Origin of the sequence: Massilia sp. ST3 (assembly GCF_018119405.1) — a bacterium.
Classification (GTDB): domain Bacteria; phylum Pseudomonadota; class Gammaproteobacteria; order Burkholderiales; family Burkholderiaceae_D; genus Telluria.
On record NZ_JAGPWC010000015.1, the window covers coordinates 21139 to 35143 of the forward strand.

General features: G+C 65.7%; 13 protein-coding genes. 5 read left to right on the top strand and 8 right to left on the bottom strand.

Annotated elements, in window-relative coordinates:
• The first annotated feature begins 106 nt into the window (after positions 1 to 106).
• Positions 107 to 2230, top strand: a complete 2124-nt coding sequence (locus KBW98_RS07070; protein WP_211519424.1) for a bifunctional diguanylate cyclase/phosphodiesterase — start codon at positions 107 to 109, stop codon at positions 2228 to 2230.
• A gap of 123 nt (positions 2231 to 2353) precedes the next feature.
• Here KBW98_RS07070 and KBW98_RS07075 read toward each other — a convergent pair whose 3' ends face one another.
• Both KBW98_RS07075 and KBW98_RS07080 read right to left on the bottom strand, forming a co-directional pair.
• Positions 2354 to 2827, bottom strand: coding sequence for a hypothetical protein (locus KBW98_RS07075; RefSeq protein ID WP_211519425.1), 474 nt, complete (start codon positions 2825 to 2827; stop codon positions 2354 to 2356).
• Between the two features lie 198 nt (positions 2828 to 3025).
• Entirely contained in the window at positions 3026 to 4702 is a 1677-nt protein-coding gene (locus KBW98_RS07080; RefSeq protein ID WP_211519426.1) for an electron transfer flavoprotein-ubiquinone oxidoreductase, read from the bottom strand.
• A gap of 173 nt (positions 4703 to 4875) precedes the next feature.
• Here KBW98_RS07080 and KBW98_RS07085 point away from each other — a divergent pair, with 173 nt between their 5' ends.
• Entirely contained in the window at positions 4876 to 5652 is a 777-nt protein-coding gene (locus KBW98_RS07085) for an SDR family oxidoreductase (RefSeq protein WP_211519427.1), read from the top strand.
• 24 nt (positions 5653 to 5676) lie between these two features.
• Positions 5677 to 6099, top strand: a complete 423-nt coding sequence (locus KBW98_RS07090) for a thioesterase family protein (protein ID WP_211519428.1) — start codon at positions 5677 to 5679, stop codon at positions 6097 to 6099.
• Positions 6100 to 6276: 177 nt separating this feature from the next.
• Here KBW98_RS07090 and KBW98_RS07095 read toward each other — a convergent pair whose 3' ends face one another.
• Positions 6277 to 6837: a PAS and helix-turn-helix domain-containing protein gene (locus KBW98_RS07095; RefSeq protein WP_211519488.1), complete on the bottom strand. Its 561-nt coding sequence runs from the start codon at positions 6835 to 6837 to the stop codon at positions 6277 to 6279.
• A 140-nt stretch (positions 6838 to 6977) separates the two neighbouring features.
• On the opposite strand from KBW98_RS07095, the gene KBW98_RS07100 reads away from it, so the two are divergent.
• Positions 6978 to 7676 (top strand): CoA transferase subunit A, encoded by a 699-nt coding sequence (locus KBW98_RS07100; protein ID WP_211519429.1) that lies wholly within the window; start codon positions 6978 to 6980, stop codon positions 7674 to 7676.
• Between the two features lie 19 nt (positions 7677 to 7695).
• Positions 7696 to 8346 (top strand): 3-oxoacid CoA-transferase subunit B, encoded by a 651-nt coding sequence (locus KBW98_RS07105; RefSeq protein WP_211519430.1) that lies wholly within the window; start codon positions 7696 to 7698, stop codon positions 8344 to 8346.
• 88 nt (positions 8347 to 8434) lie between these two features.
• Here the strand turns inward: KBW98_RS07105 and KBW98_RS07110 are convergent, their stop codons facing one another.
• The 5 genes from KBW98_RS07110 to KBW98_RS07130 all read right to left on the bottom strand — a co-directional run bounded on the left by KBW98_RS07110 (position 8435) and on the right by KBW98_RS07130 (position 13885).
• On the bottom strand, positions 8435 to 9691 hold the full coding sequence (locus tag KBW98_RS07110) for a M56 family metallopeptidase (protein ID WP_211519431.1): 1257 nt from the start codon (positions 9689 to 9691) through the stop codon (positions 8435 to 8437).
• Positions 9688 to 10083 carry a BlaI/MecI/CopY family transcriptional regulator gene (locus KBW98_RS07115; protein WP_211519432.1) on the bottom strand — a complete coding sequence of 132 codons (396 nt, stop codon included), beginning with the start codon at positions 10081 to 10083 and terminating at the stop codon, positions 9688 to 9690. Before KBW98_RS07115 ends, KBW98_RS07110 begins: the two co-directional genes overlap by 4 nt.
• Before the next feature lie 133 nt (positions 10084 to 10216).
• Positions 10217 to 11518 carry a dicarboxylate/amino acid:cation symporter gene (locus tag KBW98_RS07120; RefSeq protein ID WP_211519433.1) on the bottom strand — a complete coding sequence of 434 codons (1302 nt, stop codon included), beginning with the start codon at positions 11516 to 11518 and terminating at the stop codon, positions 10217 to 10219.
• A 121-nt stretch (positions 11519 to 11639) separates the two neighbouring features.
• Positions 11640 to 12923 carry an amidohydrolase family protein gene (locus tag KBW98_RS07125; protein ID WP_211519434.1) on the bottom strand — a complete coding sequence of 428 codons (1284 nt, stop codon included), beginning with the start codon at positions 12921 to 12923 and terminating at the stop codon, positions 11640 to 11642.
• A 167-nt stretch (positions 12924 to 13090) separates the two neighbouring features.
• Complete coding sequence (locus tag KBW98_RS07130) at positions 13091 to 13885, bottom strand: 3-hydroxybutyrate dehydrogenase (protein ID WP_211519435.1); 795 nt, start codon at positions 13883 to 13885, stop codon at positions 13091 to 13093.
• Positions 13886 to 14005 lie beyond the last annotated feature (120 nt).

The window sequence follows — 14005 nt, forward strand, 5'->3', positions numbered from 1 at the left end:
CAGCCGTTTCGACCAGTGTTAGTCTTTTTGGAAATACTGACAATCGGCAACGATCGGCGGAGGAATTATGGAACACGGCCCGCTACGGCCGCCCCTTGCGTCTCCCATGTCCCGGGACGCGGAACCTGAAGCCGAAGCCGTTACGCTGCCCGGCGGCGCCATGTTCTCGGCGCCTGCCCAGCCTACCGCCGGCTACAACGAGCTGTTCCTGCTGGCGCCCTTCGGTTTCTTCGTGCTCGGGCAGGGCGGCGTCATCCTCCAGGCCAACCTGTGCGGCGCCCGCATGCTGGGCCTGCCGCGCAGCGCCCTCGTCGGCCTGCGCCTGCGCGACTTCGCCGGCGGGGCCGACATCGAGGTCCTCGAGCGCTTCCTGGCCGATTCCTGCGGCGCCGGCCTGGAACCGCGCTGTGAGCTCATGCTGCGTGCGCGCGACGGCGGCGCCAGCTGGGTCAGCCTGGTGGGCAGTTACGACATCGGCACGCGCGCCTGTCGCGTGGTGGCCGAGCAGGCCGGCAGCCGGATCGAGGCCCTGGCGCGCAGCGAGGAGCGCCTGCGCCGCATCGTGCACTGCGCCGACGAGGGCGTATGGGAGGTCGATGCCTTCGGTCACACCACCTTCGTCAACCCGCGCATGGCGGCGCTGCTCGGCTATCCGATCGAAGACATTCTCGACCTGCCGGTGGGACGCTTCATGGACGACGAGGGCAGGGCCCTGCTGGAGCGCAACATCGCGCGCCGGCGCCAGGGCGAAGTGCGGCGCTACGAGTTCAAGTTCATCCGCAGCGACGGCGCCGAGCTGTGGGCCTGCGTGGCCATCAACCCGCTGTTCGACGCCGGCGGGCGCTACCTGGGCGCGCTGGCGCTGGTGAACGACATCACCAGCCAGCGCGCGGCCACCGCCCGCATCTGGCGCCGCGCCAACTACGACGACCTGACCGGCCTGCCCAACCGCCACATGTTCATGGACCGGCTGGCGCAGGAAACCCGGCGCGCCGACCGCTGCACCGACGGCAGCGCGGCCTTCCTGGCGCTGCTGTTCATCGACCTCGACCACTTCAAGGAAGTCAACGACCGCCTCGGCCACGCGGCCGGCGACTGCCTGCTGGCCGAGGCCGCCCAGCGCATCGGCGGCTGCGTGCGCGCGTCCGACACCATCGGCCGCCTGGGCGGCGACGAATTCACCGTGGTGCTGTCCGGGCTGGACCGGGTCGGCACCGTGGACCGCATCGCCCAGGGCATCGTCGACGCGCTGGCGGCGCCATTCACGCTGGATGCGGGAGCGGAGCCGGTACAGGCCGGGGTTTCGGCCTCGGTCGGCATCGCGCTCTACCCGGCGGACGCCGGCCAGGTCTGCGACCTGATGGCGCGCGCCGACCAGGCCATGTACGTGGCCAAGCACGCCGGCCGCAACCGCTATGCCTACTACACCGACGGCGCCCAGCAGGCCATGCTGGCGCGCCAGGCCATCGCCGCCGAACTGCGCGCGGCGCTGGCCGGGAACCAGTTCGAACTGCTGTACCAGCCGATCGCCTCGCTGCATGACGGCCGGGTGCGCAAGGCCGAGGCCCTGCTGCGCTGGCGCCATCCGCGCCGCGGGCTGCTGCGTCCGGCGGAATTCATGCCCTTTGCCGAGTCGAGCGGATTGATGGTCGAGATCGGCGACTGGGTGCTGCGCGAGGCGGCGCTCCAGGTGCAGCGCTGGCAGGCGAGCGTGGATGCCGGCTTCCAGGTGAGCGTCAACAAGTCGCCGGCCCAGATCCAGCGCGAGCCGGGCGACTACGACAGCTGGCTGGCCTTCCTGAAGGAACGCGCCCTGCCGCCGCGCAGCGTGGTGGTGGAGATCGGCGAAGCGATGCTGCTCGAGGGCATGGACGCCGTGATCGAGCGCCTGCGTCCCTACCGCGCCATGGGCCTGCAGGTGGCGCTGGACCATTTCGGCGCCGGGTACTCTTCGCTGGCCCACCTGGTGCGCTACGAGCTCGACTACATCAAGATCGACCAGGGTTTCGTCGAGGCCCTGGAGCACGAAGCCAATGGGCTGGCGGCCTGCGAAGCCATCATCGCCATGGCGCACAAGCTGGGCATGAAGGTGGTGGCGGAGGGTGTCGAGACCGAACTCCAGCGCAGCTTGCTGCGCGAGGCCGGCTGCGATTATGCGCAAGGCTATGTCGTCGGCGGGCCGATGCCGGCCGGCGAACTGGAGCGCCTGGCCCGGACGGCCGGACGCTAGGCAGGGTTCGCCCGGCGCACAATGGGAACGGCCGGTCATGAGGACCGGCCGCGGAAAATGGAACGGCTGGCACTGAGGGCCAGCCGTTGGGCGCGCTGTGCGCCCTATGCGAAGCCTACCGCCTTAGCGGTTGCCGCGCTGCTTGTCGACGCTGTTGTCCTGGCTCCAGGCTTGAGACGCATCCTTCGCGCTCTCGCCCTTCGAACCCAGGTCGTCCAGTGCCGGCGTACCGCCGGAAGCATGCTGGCCGCCCGACTGCTGGCTGCCCTGCCGGCCCGACTGCTGACTACCTTGTTGCTGGCCGGATTGCTGGCTGCCCTGCTGGTTGATGTTGGACTGCCTGCTTCCTTGCTGCTGCTGCCCCGACTGCTGGCTGCCTTGCTGCTGCTTGCCGGATTGCTGACTACCTTGCTGCTGTTGACCTGATTGCTGGCTACCCTGTTGTTGCTGCTCCGACTGCTGGCTACCGGATTGCCGCCCCGACTGCATGTTGCCCGATTGTTGCTGGTTCAGCTTGTCACGCTGGACATTGGTGTCCATATCGTTCAGCTGGTCGTAGCTCGGGCCTTTGGTGCCATGTCCTTTGTTCTCACCCATGGATCCTCCGTGTTTAGTGCTTCGAGACCTTCATTCTAGGCTTCTGGCCCGTCAGGACAATCGGAGTGTGGGAGGCACGACCGTAGGACAGGTCGGACATAGTCGGCAGTAGAATCATGCCGTGGAGAAGGTGTTTTCAGCCGCATAAATGTGGCCAAGGAAATACACCGCCCCGGGCGGGGCGGTGCGGAACGACCCTTACATGTTCGGGTAGTTCGGACCGCCGCCGCCTTCCGGGGTGACCCAGACGATGTTCTGGGTCGGGTCCTTGATGTCGCAGGTCTTGCAGTGCACGCAGTTCTGGGCGTTGATCTGCAGGCGGTCCTTGCCGTCGTCGGTCTTGACGAACTCGTACACGCCGGCCGGGCAGTAGCGCTGTTCGGGACCGGCATAGGTGGCCAGGTTCACGTCCACTGGAACGCTCGCGTTCTTCAGGGTCAGGTGCACCGGCTGGTCTTCGCCGTGGTTGGTGTTCGAGATGAACACCGAGGACAGGCGATCAAAAGTCAGCTTGCCGTCCGGCTTCGGATAGACGATCGGCTTGAACTGCGAGGCCGGTTTCAGGCACTCGTGGTCGGCGTGCTTGTGGCGGAGGGTCCATGGCGCCTTGCCGCGGAAGACGATCTGGTCGATGCCGGTCATGATCGTGCCCATCACCAGGCCCTTGGCCATCCAGGGCTTGAAGTTGCGCGCGATGTGCAGTTCCTCGTGCAGCCAGGACTGTTCGAAGGCGGCCGGATAGCTGCTCAGCTCGTCAGCCTGGCGGCCGGCGGCCAGCGCCTCGTAGGCGGCGTCGGCGGCCAGCATGCCGGTCTTGATCGCGGCGTGGCTGCCCTTGATGCGGCTGGTGTTCAGGAAGCCGGCGTCGCAGCCGATCAGGGCGCCGCCCGGGAACACGGTCTTCGGCAAGGATTGCAGACCCCCTGCCGTGATCGCGCGCGCGCCGTAGGAAATGCGCTTGCCGCCTTCGAAGAAGTGGCGGATCGCCGGGTGGGTTTTATAGCGCTGGAATTCCTCGTAGGGCGACAGGTAGGGGTTCTGGTAGGACAGGCCCACCACGAAGCCGACCGCGACCTGGTTGTTTTCCAGGTGGTAGAGGAAGGAGCCGCCGTAGGTGCTGTTGTCCAGCGGCCAGCCGGCGGTGTGGATCACCAGGCCGGGCTTGTGCTTGGCCGGGTCGATTTCCCACAGTTCCTTGATGCCGATGCCGTAGGTCTGCGGATCCTTGCCTTTGTTGAGGTCGTATTTCGCCATCAGCTGCTTGCCGAGGTGGCCTCGCGAGCCTTCCGCGAACAGGGTGTACTTGGCGTGCAGTTCCATGCCGAGCTGGAAGTCCGGACCCGGCTCGCCGTCGCGCTTGACGCCCATGTTGCCGGTGGCCACGCCCTTGACCGAGCCGTCCTCGTTATACAGGATCTCGGCGGCCGGGAAGCCCGGGAAGATCTCGACGCCCAGGCTTTCCGCCTGCTGGCCCAGCCAGCGCACCACGTTGGCGAGCGAGATCACGTAGTTGCCATGATTGGTCAGCGCCTTCGGGATCGCGAACGACGGGGTCGCATAGGACTTGGTCTCGGTCAGGAACAGGACGCGGTCCTCGGTGACGGCGGTGTTCAGCGGCGCGCCTTTTTCCTTCCAGTCAGGAATCAGCTCGTTCAGCGCGCGCGGGTCCATCACCGCGCCCGACAGGATGTGCGCGCCGACTTCGCTGCCTTTTTCCAGAACGCAGACCGACACGTCCTGGCCTTTTTCCGCGGCCAGCTGCTTGAGCCGGATCGCCGCGGACAGGCCTGCGGGGCCGCCGCCGACGATGACGACGTCGTACTCCATCGCCTCACGCGGCCCGTATTGTTCAAGAATGTTGGTTGGCTCTGTCATGGTTTTTATATGAAGAAATAAATTTAAGCACGAGTGTGCCTTTTTTTGGTCCCGAATGCAACTGCGCCGCCATTTTACGGGCAATATTGGATGCGGCAATCTAATACTGATGTTTTGTGTAATGATGATGGCTTCGCAACAAGGTCATGCGCAGTGCGCCAAGGGAGCCATCCGTGGGGATTGAAGTCAATTTCGAAGGCAAGATTGCAATGGTCACGGGCGCGTCGAGCGGGCTCGGCGCGCGCTTCGCGAAGGCGCTGGCGGGAGCGGGCGCCCAGGTGGTGCTGGCTTCGCGCCGGGTCGAGCGGCTCAAGGAATTGCGGGCCGAGATCGAAGCCGACGGCGGCGCGGCCCATGTGGTGCGCCTCGACGTCACCGACCTGGACAGCATCAAGGCGGCCATTGCGCATGCCGAGACCGAAGCCGGGCCGATCGACATCCTGGTGAACAACTCGGGCGTGTCGGCCACCCAGAAGCTGCTGGACGTCTCCGAGGACGACTACGGCTACATCATGGACACCAACCTGCGCGGCGCCTTCTTCGTGGCCCAGCAGACCGCCAAGCGCATGATCGCGCGCGCCAAGGGCGACCCGCGCAAGCAGCACCGCATCGTGAACATCGCGTCGGTGGCGGGCTTGCGCGTGCTGCCCCAGATCGGCGTGTACTGCATGAGCAAGGCGGCGGTGGTGCAGATGACCAAGGCGATGGCGGTCGAATGGGGCAAGTACGGGATCAACGTGAATGCGATCTGTCCGGGCTACATCTCGACCGAAATGAACGAGGATTATTTCGATACCGAACAGGGGCGCAAGCTGATCGACGGGCTGCCGCGCAAGCGCCCCGGCAAGCCGGAAGACCTCGACGGGCTGCTGCTGCTGCTGGCGGCGGAGGAAGCCCACTTTATCAACGGCGCCATCATCACGGCCGATGACGGGATGACGGCGCAGTAACAGATGTAGACGTAAAAGGACGCAATGAGCAGTAAGAAGTTCGTGCATGCGATGCGCATGCCTATCCGTTGGGGCGACATGGACGCCATGGGTCACGTCAACAACACCAACTATTTCCGATATATCGAATCGGCCCGCATCGCGTGGCTGGAAAGCGTGGGCGGCCTGCCCGATCCGCGCGGGGAAGGGCCGGTGATCGTCAATGCCTCGATGAATTTCCTGAAGCAGCTGACCTATCCGGGCGAGATCGAGGTACGCACTTTCGTGGCGCCGCCGGGCCGCTCCAGTGTCGAGGTCTCGCACGAGATCCGCCTGGTGGGGGCGGACGGTGAGGCCGGCGAGCTGCATGCCGAAGGACTGGCCAAGGTCGTGTGGGTGGATTTCGCGAAGCAGAAGTCGGCGCCGCTGCCGGAGGCCTTGAGGGGGCAGTTGCCGGCGGGTGATTGAAAAGATTGACTGGCTGATCGGACAAACTTGGGTCCCCGCCTGCGCGGGGAGTCATTGCCGCCAGTGGCGGGAATGACGTGCTATAGGGCGTGTCCGAAGTTACTCACGTAGTTTGCCGGCGCAAGCGGTCAACGTCATCCCCGCGAAGGCGGGGACCCAAGTTCCCCACCGAAGCCGCTACCTCGCCACCCCCACCAGCTTGTGCACCAGCTCCGACGAGGTCGACGCCGAGAACTTGCGCATCAGGCTGGCCCGGTGCATCTCCACCGTCCGCGGCGACAAGTCCGTCTCCCGCGCAATGATCTTGCTGGTCTTCCCCTCGACCAGCAAGGCCGCGATCTCGCGCTCGCGCGGCGTCAGCTCCGCCGTCACCGGCCGCTTTTCGCTCACGTCCTCGAAGGTCCACACCCCCGCGCCCAGCGGCTGCGTTGAATCCAGGGCACGCCCGGTCACGTGGCACCAGAACAGCTCCCCGTTTGCACGGCGCATGATGCGCTCGTCCGAATAGCGTCCCTTGGCGTTCATGATGGGAACGATGCGGTCGCCGGTGCGCAGGAACTCGTCCATGGTCGGGTAGAGCACGCTGAACGACTGGCCCTCCAGCCGGCCGCGCTCGACGCCGAACATCGACGCCAGCGCCTCGTTGCAGGACTGGATGACGCGGTCGACCGAGACGCACATACCCACCGGCGCGTGCTGGAAGATCATCTCGTAGTCGATGGTATAGGGGGCGTTCATCTGAGGCAGGTCGACGGCAATGTTCATGGGGTGTGGCCGTATTTTTACGGTATTGTGCTTCGGTCCGGGCTATTTTATGCTGAGAATCTACTCTTGCAGTATAGAAGAGCTGTTCGGCTTAATTGATAAAAGGGACGGGTATGAACAAAGTGTATCCTGATGCGAAATCGGCCCTGGCCGGTATCGTTGCAGACGGCCAGACCATCGCCGTCGGCGGCTTCGGCCTGTGCGGCATTCCTGAGGCGCTGATCGCGGCGCTGCGCGATTCGGGCGCGAAGAACCTGACCGCGATCTCGAACAACGCCGGCGTCGACGGCTTCGGCCTGGGCCAGCTGCTGGAAACGCGCCAGATCAAGAAGATGATCTCGTCCTATGTGGGCGAGAACAAGGAGTTCGCGCGCCAGTTCCTGGCCGGCGAGCTGGAACTCGAATTCACCCCGCAGGGCACCCTGGCCGAGAAGCTGCGCGCCGGCGGCGCCGGCATCCCGGCTTTCTTCACCAAGACCGGCTACGGCACCATCGTCGCCGAAGGCAAGGAAACCCGCGAGTTCGACGGCGAGCACTACGTGATGGAACGCGCCCTGGTGCCGGACGTGTCGCTGGTCAAGGCGTGGAAGGCCGACAAGGCGGGCAACCTGATCTTCCGCAAGACAGCGCGTAACTTCAACCCGAACGTCGCTACCGCGGGCAAGGTCTGCATCGTGGAAGTCGAAGAGCTGGTCGAGATCGGCGAGATCGATCCGGACCAGGTGCACACCCCGAGCATCTTCGTGCACCGCATCGTCCACAATCCGACGCCGGAAAAGCGCATCGAACAGCGCACCGTGCGCGCCAACTAAGATCAAGCGGAGACAGAACATGGCATGGACTCGTGATGAAATGGCCGCGCGCGCGGCGAAGGAACTGCAGGACGGTTTTTATGTGAACCTGGGCATCGGCCTGCCGACCCTGGTGGCGAACTACGTTCCGAACGATATGGAAGTTTTCCTGCAGTCGGAAAACGGCCTGCTGGGCATCGGTCCTTTCCCGCTTGAGGCGGAAGTCGACGCCGACCTGATCAACGCCGGCAAGCAGACCGTGACCGCGCTGCCGGGCGCCGCCTACTTCAGCTCGGCCGATTCCTTCGGCATGATCCGCGGCGGCAAGATCAACCTGGCGATCCTGGGCGCGATGCAGGTCTCCGAGCGCGGCGACCTGGCCAACTGGATGATTCCGGGCAAGATGGTGAAGGGCATGGGCGGCGCGATGGACCTGGTGGCCGGCGTCAAGCGCGTGGTCGTGGTGATGGAACACGTCGCCACCGCCAAGGACGGCACGACCTCGCACAAGATCCTCAAGAAGTGCGACCTGCCGCTGACCGGCGTGGGCGTGGTGGACCGCATCATCACCGACCTCGGCGTGATCGACGTGACCGACACCGGCCTCAAGCTGGTCGAGCTGGCTCCCGGCGTCACCAAGGAGCAGGTGCTGGCCGCGACCGGCTGCGAGCTGGACGTCGCGGCGGTCTAAAAAACAGATGGGCGGCTCGCGCCGCCCATCGTGGTAATGGCATGAACAGCCCGGCGAGCGTCCTCGTCCGGGCTGTTTTTATTCTAGCCTACTGCAGGGACCAGACATACTGGACCTTGGCCCAGGCCTCGACCGGCAGGCCGGCGGTGCGCGCCGGGTAGAAGCGGCACACCGCCAGCGCGCTGCGCGCCGCTTCGTCCAGCGCCGGATAGCCCGCCGACTGGATCACCTTGCTGTCCTTGACCCTGCCGTCGACGCCGATCAGGAAGTTCAGGCTGACGGTGCCGGTCTGGCTCTTGGCGATCGACTCCTTCGGATACTGGGGCTTGGGGCAGGACTGGAAGTCCACCAGGGCCTCGGTATCCGGCTTGGCCGGCTTGGCCGGCGCGGCATGGGCGAACAGCCCGATGCTCATGACCGCCAGTCCCAGCGCGGGAATGGCCGCCTTCCAGTTCGAACCCCGCGACTCGGGACGTAGCAAGCGTGTGATGCGTGACATAAGATCTCCTCCGTTGGCCGCCTGGGCCAGGTGGTGGGTTGAGAACTGGAGTTTCTCCAGTTCGGAAAGCGCAAGGGCCAGGCGCCGCGGTTCGCCGAGTATCCTTGCTGCGACATCGTCTGCGATCTGTTCACGCTCGGTGCGGATGCGGTGCGACAGCCACCACACGGCCGGGTGATAGAACAGCAGGGTCTCCACGACGTTCTGGAACAGGTTCACCAGGTAGTCGTGGCGTTTGATATGGGCCAGCTCGTGGGCCAGCAGGGCCTCGAGCAGGTTGGGCGCCATGCCCGACACCAGCGAGGCGGGCACCAGCACCACCGGGCGCCACCAGCCGGCCGTGACCGGGCTGGCCAGGTGTCCGACCACGCGCAGGCCGACGCTGCGCGCGATGCCGAACTGCCCGGCCAGGCGCTGCAGGCGCGCCTGCCAGAGCGGGTCGCTTGGTTCGCGGGCGGCGGTGCGGCGTATCCACAGCAGTCCGGCCGCCATGCGCAGCGAGAGCAGGGCGGCGCACACCGCCCAGCCGAGCACGATCCAGCCCAGGTGTTCCTGGACCAGGGCTTCCCAGCCCGCGCCCCCGGCGCCGCCCTGGCGGCCCGCGCCGCCACGGAGGAAGGCGGCGGCGCTGCCCGCGCCGGCATCGTGCAGGCGCTGCGCGAGCGTCGCCGCCGGCCATGCGACGCAGGCCAGCAGCCCAAAGCAGGCCGCCAGGTAGCGCTGTTCCGGACGCGCATGGCGCAGCAGGCCGAGCACGGCCGCGGTGAGGCCCGCGACCAGCGCGCCTTGCCACAGGAAATCGACCAGGGTCCAGCCCAGCGCGGCCATCAGGGTGGCGGCGCTCATGCCTTGTCCTCCGGCTTGTCCTCCTTGAGCAGCCTTTCGATCTCGTCGCGCTCCTTCTTCGAGATGCCGCTCTTGAGCGCGGCCAGCACCAGGGCCTTGGCCGAGCCCGCGAAGGCGCGCTGCATCAGGTCTTTCAGCAAATTGGTCTGCAGGGCGTCGCGCGCATGGGCGGGGGCGTAGACGTGAGAACGTTCGCTCTCGTCGCGGATCAGCAGGCCCTTGCCGTGCATCACCTGCATCAGACGCAGCACGGTGGCATAGGTCACGTCGGGCCGCTCCTTGAGCATTTCCTCGTGCACCTGCTTGGCGGTGGCGGAACTCATCGGCCACAGCACTTGCAGCAGGTCGAGTTCGGCGGGCGTGGGCTTGGGCGCGTCGGCGGGGCGGGGCATGGCATCCTCTCTTAAGCTTGAATGCTTACTAGAGTAGTTGGTCTAGACCGACGTGTCTACAAGTTTCTTCAAGCGGAACGCATAAAAAAACCGCGCCGGGTGGCGCGGTTTCCTGGGGGCGGGAACAAGCCGGTCAGGCCGCTTCGCGCACTTCCTTCAGGCGCTTGTCGTCATCGATGGCGACGCGGCCGTCCAGGACCTCGTGCATGCGCTCGGTATCGAGCTCCTTCTCCCACTTCGACACCACCACCGTCGCCACGCCGTTGCCGACGAAGTTGGTCAGGGCGCGGCATTCGCTCATGAAGCGGTCGATGCCGAGGATCAGGGCCATGCCCGCCACCGGGATGGTCGGCACCACGGCCAGGGTCGCGGCCAGGGTGATGAAGCCGGCGCCGGTGATGCCCGAGGCGCCCTTCGAGGTCAGCATGGCCACGAACAGGATGGTCAGTTCCTGGGTCAGGGTCAGGTCGGTGTTGGTGGCCTGGGCCACGAACAGGGCCGCCATGGTCATGTAGATGTTGGTGCCGTCCAGGTTGAAGGAGTAGCCGGTCGGGACCACCAGGCCCACCACGGGCTTGGAGCAGCCCAGCTTTTCCAGCTTGCGCATCAGGGCCGGCAGGGCGCTCTCCGAGGAGCTGGTCCCGAGCACGATCAGCAGTTCTTCCTTGATGTAGGCGATGAACTTGAAGATCGAGAAGCCGGTCATCTTCGCAATGGCGCCCAGCACCACCGCGACGAACAGGAAGCAGGTCAGGTAGAAGGAGCCCATCAGCTTGGCCAGCGGCAGCAGCGAATCCAGGCCGTACTTACCGATGGTGAAGGCCATCGCGCCGAAGGCGCCGATCGGGGCGACCTTCATGACGATGTTGACGACGCCGAAGATCACGTGCGAGAAGTCCTCGATCAGCTTGGTGACCGGACGGCCGCGCTCGCCCATCATCGACAGCGAGAAGCCGAACAGGATCGCGATCAGGAGCACCTGCAGGATGTCGCCCTTGGCGAAGGCATCGACGAAGGTGTTCGGGATGATGTTCATGATGAAGTCCACCGTGCTCTGGCTGTGCGCCTTCTCGGTGTACTGGGCGATCGACTTGGTGTCCAGGTGGGCCGGGTCGACGTTGAAGCCGGCGCCCGGCTTGACCACGTTGGCCACCACCAGGCCGATGGCCAGGGCGAAGGTCGAGACGACCTCGAAGTAGAGCAGGGCCTTGCCGCCGACGCGGCCGATCTTCTTCATGTCCTGCATGCCGGCGATGCCGGCGACCACGGTACAGAAGATCACCGGGGCGATGATCATCTTGATCAGCTTGATGAAGCCGTCTCCCAAGGGCTTCATCTTGGTGCCGAGTTCAGGATGGAACACCCCGAGCAGTACGCCGACGAAGATGGCGAACAGCACCTGGACATACAGGATTTTATAGAATGGCTTTTTCATGACAACTCTTCAACGAGGTTGGTGATGAGGCCATCTTCGTTGAATCGCGCAGGCGTCGCTATTGTGGAAATCCGCAGGCGGGCGCGCGCCTGTCGCCATGGGACGACAGGCGCTGCAGGGCTCAAGGGCGGCGGTAGATTGCGCCGCCTTTCATCACGAAACTCACTTTGGCGGCGGCGCCGATGTCCTCGAGCGGGTCGCCGTCGACGGCGGCGAGATCGGCCAGCATGCCCGGCTTGATCGCGCCCAGCTCCTTCGATTTGCCCAGGATGCCGGCCGCCACGCCCGTGGCCGCGCGCAGCGCTTCCAGCGGCGTCATGCCGAGCCTGACCATCCACGCCAGCTCGCGCGCATTGGTCCCGTGCGCGAACACGCCGACGTCGCTGCCATGGCCGATGGTTACCCCGAGGCGCCGCGCCAGGCGGAAGGCGGCGTGGGCCTGCTGCATCGCCGGTGTCGGCGCGCCGCCGCGCACGTGCTTCTGGAAGTACTCGCCGATCGCTTCCGGCGCCGTCAGGGTCGGGATATAGGCCGTGCCGCGCTGGGCCATCAGCTTGAAGGTGACTTCCGAGGCGCCGTAGCCGTGCTCGATGGTGTCGGCGCCGGCCAGCACCGCCATCCGGATCGCCTCGTCGCTGCTGGCGTGGGCCGCCACCTTGCGTCCGCTGACGTGGGCGGCGGCCACCATCGCCTTCATCTCTTCGAGGGTGAAAGTCGGACGCGCGCTGCCGTCGATGCCGGTGCGGTAGTCGGCATAGAACTTGATCCAGTCGGCGCCGCGCGCGGACTGCTCGCGCACCGCCTTCGTCACTTCGTCGACGCCGGTCGCGGGCTGGGCGCCGTAGGGCAGTTCCATGTCGGGGCGGTAGTTCTTCTCGGCCGGCCCGTAGCTGTAGCTGGCCACGATGGCGCGGGTGGCGATCAGGAGGCGCGGGCCGGGCGCCACCCCTTCCTCGATGGCGCGCTTGATGCCGGCGTCGGCGTAGTCCGCGCCTTCGGTGCCCAGGTCGCGCAGGGTGGTGAAGCCGGCCTGCAGGGTGTCCGCCGCGTGCCTGGCGGCCAGCATGATGCGGTAGGCGACCGGTTCCTTGATCACCTGGTCGTCCCAGGTGGTCTCGTTGTACGGGTGCAGCAGCACGTGGGAGTGCAGGTCGATCATGCCCGGTATCAGGGTCTTGCCGGGGAGGGCGATGCGCTCGGCATCCTGGGGTGCATCGATCGCGCCGGCCGGGCCGGCGGCCTCGATGCGGCCGTTCGCGACCAGCACGGCCCAGCCGCGCTGGGGCGCGCCGTCGCCGGTCCAGACGCGTTCGGGAGTGAGCAGGATGGGACGCTGGCCGGCGGCGTGGCCGGATGGGGAAAGGAAGGCGAGAGTGAGTGCGAGCGTCGTGGCCCAGATCCGCATGGTGGTCGTCTCATTCATATTGTGGAGACATTAGCATCGTAGGGTGGACGGCTCTGCCGTCCACGCGGGATCGTTATCGGCTCCGATCTCGGACGGGATGATCTCGCCGTCAACTATCACCGCGTGGACGGCTCCGCCGTCCACCCTACGACACCGTGAGGAATCTCTTACTGCGCCGCCCAGCCGCCGTCCATGTTCCAGGCTACGCCGCGCACCTGGCTGCCGGCCGGGCTGCAGAAGAACACGGCCAGGGCGCCCAGTTCTTCCGGGGTAACGAATTCGCCCGAAGGCTGTTTTTCGGCCAGCAGGGCGCGGCGCGCCTCGTCGTTGCTCAGCTTGTCGCGCGCGGCGCGGTCGTCGACCTGTTTTTGGACCAGCGGGGTCAGGACCCAGCCCGGGCAGATCGCGTTGCAGGTGACGCCGGTGTGCGCGGTCTCGAGCGCGGTGACCTTGGTAAAGCCGACCAGGCCGTGCTTGGCGGCGACATAGGCCGACTTCTGGGCCGAGCCGACCAGGCCATGCACCGAGGCCAGGTTGATGATGCGGCCCCAGTTCTTCTGCTTCATGCCGGGCAGGGCCAGGCGGGTGGTGTGGAAGGCCGAGCTCAGGTTGATGGCCAGGATGGCGTCCCATTTCTCGGCCGGGAATTCCTCGACCGGGGCCACGTGCTGGATGCCGGCGTTGTTGACCAGGATGTCGACGCCGCCAAACTTGTCGGCCGCGAACTTCATCATGGCCTCGATCTGTTCCGGCCTGGACATGTCGGCGTTGTGGTAGGCCGTCTGGACACCGAACTCGGCGCCGATGTCGGTGTGGAGCTTCTCGATCTGCTGGGCGTCGCCGAAGCCGTTGAACACGATGTTCGCACCCTGTTCGGCCAGGCTGCGGGCGATGCCCAGGCCGATGCCGGACGTCGAGCCGGTCACGAGAGCGGTCTTGCCAACTAACATCTTCGAATCCATTGTGTCCTCTATGTGAAAGTGATCGGGAAGCTTCCTCGGAATTGGTAGAATTCTAATCGCATTGCCCTGTAAAATGTTGCATTGCAGTGTAGGGAAGTGATTAATCTTGTCATATGGAGC

Bases quoted from the DNA above. Each gene is read 5' to 3' on its own strand.
- KBW98_RS07110 (WP_211519431.1), bottom strand. From the start codon at position 9,691: ATGAGCGCCGCCACCCTGATGGCCGCGCTGGGCTGGACCCTGGTCGAT.
- KBW98_RS07130 (WP_211519435.1), bottom strand. From the start codon at position 13,885: ATGGATTCGAAGATGTTAGTTGGCAAGACCGCTCTCGTGACCGGCTCG.
- KBW98_RS07080 (WP_211519426.1), bottom strand. From the start codon at position 4,702: ATGACAGAGCCAACCAACATTCTTGAACAATACGGGCCGCGTGAGGCG.
- KBW98_RS07070 (WP_211519424.1), top strand. From the start codon at position 107: ATGTCCCGGGACGCGGAACCTGAAGCCGAAGCCGTTACGCTGCCCGGC.
- KBW98_RS07095 (WP_211519488.1), bottom strand. From the start codon at position 6,837: ATGAACGCCCCCTATACCATCGACTACGAGATGATCTTCCAGCACGCG.
- KBW98_RS07100 (WP_211519429.1), top strand. From the start codon at position 6,978: ATGAACAAAGTGTATCCTGATGCGAAATCGGCCCTGGCCGGTATCGTT.
- KBW98_RS07115 (WP_211519432.1), bottom strand. From the start codon at position 10,083: ATGCCCCGCCCCGCCGACGCGCCCAAGCCCACGCCCGCCGAACTCGAC.
- KBW98_RS07090 (WP_211519428.1), top strand. From the start codon at position 5,677: ATGAGCAGTAAGAAGTTCGTGCATGCGATGCGCATGCCTATCCGTTGG.
- KBW98_RS07105 (WP_211519430.1), top strand. From the start codon at position 7,696: ATGGCATGGACTCGTGATGAAATGGCCGCGCGCGCGGCGAAGGAACTG.
- KBW98_RS07125 (WP_211519434.1), bottom strand. From the start codon at position 12,923: ATGCGGATCTGGGCCACGACGCTCGCACTCACTCTCGCCTTCCTTTCC.
- KBW98_RS07120 (WP_211519433.1), bottom strand. From the start codon at position 11,518: ATGAAAAAGCCATTCTATAAAATCCTGTATGTCCAGGTGCTGTTCGCC.
- KBW98_RS07075 (WP_211519425.1), bottom strand. From the start codon at position 2,827: ATGGGTGAGAACAAAGGACATGGCACCAAAGGCCCGAGCTACGACCAG.